We start from the raw sequence: 3,409 nt of genomic DNA, 5'->3' as shown, positions 1-3,409 counted from the left end.
GTTCTGGCTCGCGGACCGGCCCGATGTGCTGCTGTCCTGGGAGGCGGCGGGCGGCGCGCTGTGTGTGGAGAACGCCGGGCCCTGGCTCGCGTCGCTGCCGGACGCCGCCTGGGAGCTGGTCGACCCGGCCCGGCGGGTCGCCGCCGCCATGGACTGGCACCCCGAGCACGGCGACCGCGGCCAGCATCTGGCCTTCACCTCGCCGGGGCTGGACGGGGACGGGCTGCGGGCGCTGCTGGACGAGTGTCTGCTGACGGATGCCGAGTACGCGGCCGGGCCGGCGGCCTGGCGGCGGCTGTCGCTCGCATTCGACGAACTCCTGGATCCGGTTCTGTGACTTTCCGTGTTTTCCGTGTGACCCGCCGCGGACCCGTTATGGGCCCGCCTCCGTGACCTGCCCCGTAACCCGCCCTGTGAGAAAGGCTTTTGCTCATGCCCCGACGCGGTACCGCTGCCAAGCAGCTGAAGCCCCGGCCCAACCCTCTGATCGCCGCCGGCATTTCGTATATCGACTACAAGGACACGGATTTGCTGCGCCGGTTCATTTCCGACCGGGGGAAGATCCGGAGCCGTCGAGTGACGCGCGTCACCGCCCAGCAGCAGCGGCAGCTGGCCCGTGCGATCAAGAATGCTCGGGAGATGGCATTGTTGCCGTATTCCTCCACCGCGAAGTAGCGGTCGGAGTAGTGGCCGGAACACCCTCCGTGCACGTGCATCCGCTCATGCATAGGCACATGAACGCGGCTATGATCCGGAGCAGTTGATAGTTGACAGCTGCAATTTCCGGGAGAGTCCTGTGCCCCACGCGTACAACGGCATGGCTGCATCGGACCTTCAAGAGGTCGCGTGGCACAAGAGCCGTCACTCCAACTCCCAAGGTTCCTGCGTGGAGTTCGCCAAGCTGCCGGGCGGCGGTGTCGCCGTGCGCAACTCGCGCCACCCCGACGGCCCGGCCCTCGTCTACACCCCGGCCGAGATCGAGGCCATGCTGCTCGGCATCAAGGACGGGGAATTCGACTACCTGACACGGGACTAGACGCGGGGCCGGGCACGGGACCGGATGCGGGACCGGACGCGGGGCCGGATACGGGGTCAGGGGCCGATGGGCTGCTTCTCGTCCCGGCTCGCGGTCCGCGGCCCGGGCTCCGGGGTACGGCACCGGCCCCCGCTCCGGCACCGGCCCCCGGAGCCGGCCCCCCGCTCGCCAGGTGGCTTCAGTCGTGCGGTCGGTGGCGTCAGTCGCGCGGGAGCCGGAACAGCGCCCAGACGACCTTGCCACGCAGATGTCCCGCGAGCGGATGCCACCCCCAGCTGTCGCTGAGGGTGTTGACGAGGAAGAGGCCGCGGCCGCACTCCTCGCCGGTCCCGGCCTCGCCCGCGACCGGGCTCTCCTCGCTCGGGTCCCGTACGGCGCACACCAGACGCGACGTCCAGCGCATCAGGTGGAGACGGACGGGCGGTTCGTACTCCCGGGGCCGGGCGGGTTCGTATCCCCGGTCCCGCGTGTGCTCGTACTCCTGATCCCGGTTGAGGCGGACGACGTTCGAGGCGGCGCCGGGCGCGGGCCGTTCGGCGGGGACGCCGTGCCGCAGCGCGTTGGTGACCAGCTCGGAGACGGTCAGCGCCAGATCGTCGAAGACGTCGGGGAGTTCCCACTGCTGGAGCGTGGATCTGGTGAATCTGCGGGCCGCGCGCACCGCCTCGAAGCGGGCGGGGAGGGCGCAGGAGGCCGAGTTGGAGACGCCGGCGGGCTCGATCGGTGGGAGTCCTCGCCATAACGGCGCGAGCAGAGTCGATCCTTCGGTACCCATGCGAGGCACTCCTGGCGATCGTGGACGTGACGTGCACGTGTGCATGGCCCATCGTTCCGAATGCGTACGGCAGATGCAAGGGCAGATGCACGTGCACGCGCTCGTTTCGTAGGGGTTTGTTGGTTTTTATTGGCAATTCTTCCTACGCCCTCTTGCGTAAGCAGGTGGCTTGTCTCTTGTCTGAGTAACCGCGCGCGCACTCAACGGAGCCCGGAGATGGCAGACTTCGGCGCCGGGGGAGCGGGGGTCGCCCTCAGAAGGGTGTGGAACGGACAGGAAGGTCACAGAAATGACCACGAGCGATTCGAGCGGCTCAGTGGTGCGTCGCATCCTCCTGGGCTCGCAGCTCAGGAAGTTGCGCGAGTCACGGGGCATCACCCGTGAGGCCGCCGGGTATTCGATCCGCGCCTCCGAATCGAAGATCAGCCGCATGGAGTTGGGCCGGGTGAGCTTCAAGGCGCGTGACGTCGAGGACCTGCTGACGCTGTACGGAGTGGCCGACGAGGCGGAGCGCGAGGCGCTGCTCGGCCTCGCCCGCGAGGCCAACGTCGCGGGGTGGTGGCACAGCTACGGCGATGTCCTGCCCGGGTGGTTCCAGACGTACGTCGGCCTGGAGGGCGCCGCCTCCCATATCGCCATCTACGAGGTGCAGTTCGTCCACGGGCTGCTCCAGACCGAGGGGTACGCCCAGGCCGTCGTCGTACGCGGCCAGCCCGGCGCCGTCGCCGCCGAGGTCGAGCGGCGCGTCTCGCTCCGCCTGGAGCGGCAGAAACTCCTCGTCTCCGAGCGCGCCCCGCAGTTCCACGCCGTCCTGGACGAGGCCGCGCTGCACCGCCCGTACGGCGACGCCGACGTCATGCGCGGCCAGTTGCAGCACCTCATCGACATATCGGAACAGCCCAATGTGACGCTTCAGGTGATGCCTTTCGCGCACGGCGGGCACGCGGGGGAGAGCGGTGCGTTCACCATGCTGCGCTTCCCGGAGTCGGACCTCTCGGACATCGTCTATCTGGAGCAGCTCACCAGTGCGCTCTATGTCGACAAGCGGGAAGAAGTGGCGCAGTACGAGCGGGTAATGGACCGCCTGCGCGCCGACAGCCTTTCCCCGGAAGGCACCCGCGAGTTGTTGCGGCGACTGGTCCAACTGGGCTAAGCCATAAGTAGGATGACAGTCCATCAGGAGCCCGTCTCAGCGCGGGCGGCGCGAACTCCCCGTACTTCCGGTACCTCAGATAGGGATGGCATGTCCGACTACTCCTCCTGCTCCTCCGGCTCCTTCTCCTCCTTTGATGAGTTGGCCTACCAGTACATCGGTGGCGAATGGCGGGCCGGCAGCGGTTCCTGGGACATCGTCGACTTCAATCCGTACGACGGTGAGAAGCTCGCGTCCATAACCGTCGCGACGGTCGAAGAGATCGATCTGGCCTATCGCGCGGCCGAGCGCGCGCAGCCGGCCTGGGGCGCCACCAACCCGTACCGCCGTCGGCTCGTCTTCGAGCGTGCGCTGCGCGTCATCGACGACCACGAGGACGAGCTGGCCGCGGCGATCACGGCGGAGTGCGGCGGCACCGCCGTCAAGGCGGCCTTCGAACTGCACC

At 68.3% G+C, this 3,409-nt stretch carries 6 protein-coding genes; 5 read left to right on the top strand and 1 reads right to left on the bottom strand.

Going from position 1 to position 3,409, the window contains the following annotated elements:
- From ACFU99_RS38060 to ACFU99_RS38050, 3 genes are all read left to right on the top strand, one after another.
- Positions 1-337 (top strand): GTP-binding protein (locus ACFU99_RS38060; RefSeq protein WP_384401596.1); only part of this gene is annotated, 337 nt, incomplete at its 5' end.
- A gap of 95 nt (positions 338-432) precedes the next feature.
- A complete protein-coding gene (gene rpsR / locus ACFU99_RS38055; RefSeq protein WP_384401594.1) occupies positions 433-675 on the top strand; it encodes a 30S ribosomal protein S18 in 243 nt (80 codons plus the stop codon).
- A gap of 121 nt (positions 676-796) precedes the next feature.
- On the top strand, positions 797-1,036 hold the full coding sequence (locus ACFU99_RS38050; protein WP_384401591.1) for a DUF397 domain-containing protein: 240 nt from the start codon (positions 797-799) through the stop codon (positions 1,034-1,036).
- A gap of 199 nt (positions 1,037-1,235) precedes the next feature.
- On the opposite strand, the gene ACFU99_RS38045 is transcribed toward ACFU99_RS38050, so the two are convergent.
- Positions 1,236-1,811, bottom strand: coding sequence for an ATP-binding protein (locus ACFU99_RS38045; RefSeq protein WP_384401588.1), 576 nt, complete (start codon positions 1,809-1,811; stop codon positions 1,236-1,238).
- Between the two features lie 289 nt (positions 1,812-2,100).
- Between ACFU99_RS38045 and ACFU99_RS38040 the strand changes: the two genes are divergently transcribed.
- Both ACFU99_RS38040 and ACFU99_RS38035 read left to right on the top strand, forming a co-directional pair.
- Positions 2,101-2,964, top strand: a complete 864-nt coding sequence (locus ACFU99_RS38040) for a helix-turn-helix domain-containing protein (protein WP_384401585.1) — start codon at positions 2,101-2,103, stop codon at positions 2,962-2,964.
- Positions 2,965-3,054: 90 nt separating this feature from the next.
- Positions 3,055-3,409: aldehyde dehydrogenase family protein (locus tag ACFU99_RS38035; protein WP_384401583.1), on the top strand; the 355-nt coding region annotated here is incomplete at its 3' end.

Origin of the sequence: Streptomyces sp. NPDC057654, assembly GCF_042800135.1 — a bacterium.
Classification (GTDB): Bacteria; Actinomycetota; Actinomycetes; order Streptomycetales; family Streptomycetaceae; genus Streptomyces.
Note: the sequence above shows the minus strand (reverse complement) of the source record. Positions and strands in the feature narration are given on the sequence as shown.

Coding starts and splice junctions, on each gene's coding strand:
- ACFU99_RS38040 (WP_384401585.1), top strand. CDS start 2,101: ATGACCACGAGCGATTCGAGCGGCTCAGTGGTGCGTCGCATCCTCCTG.
- ACFU99_RS38045 (WP_384401588.1), bottom strand. CDS start 1,811: ATGGGTACCGAAGGATCGACTCTGCTCGCGCCGTTATGGCGAGGACTC.
- rpsR (WP_384401594.1), top strand. CDS start 433: ATGCCCCGACGCGGTACCGCTGCCAAGCAGCTGAAGCCCCGGCCCAAC.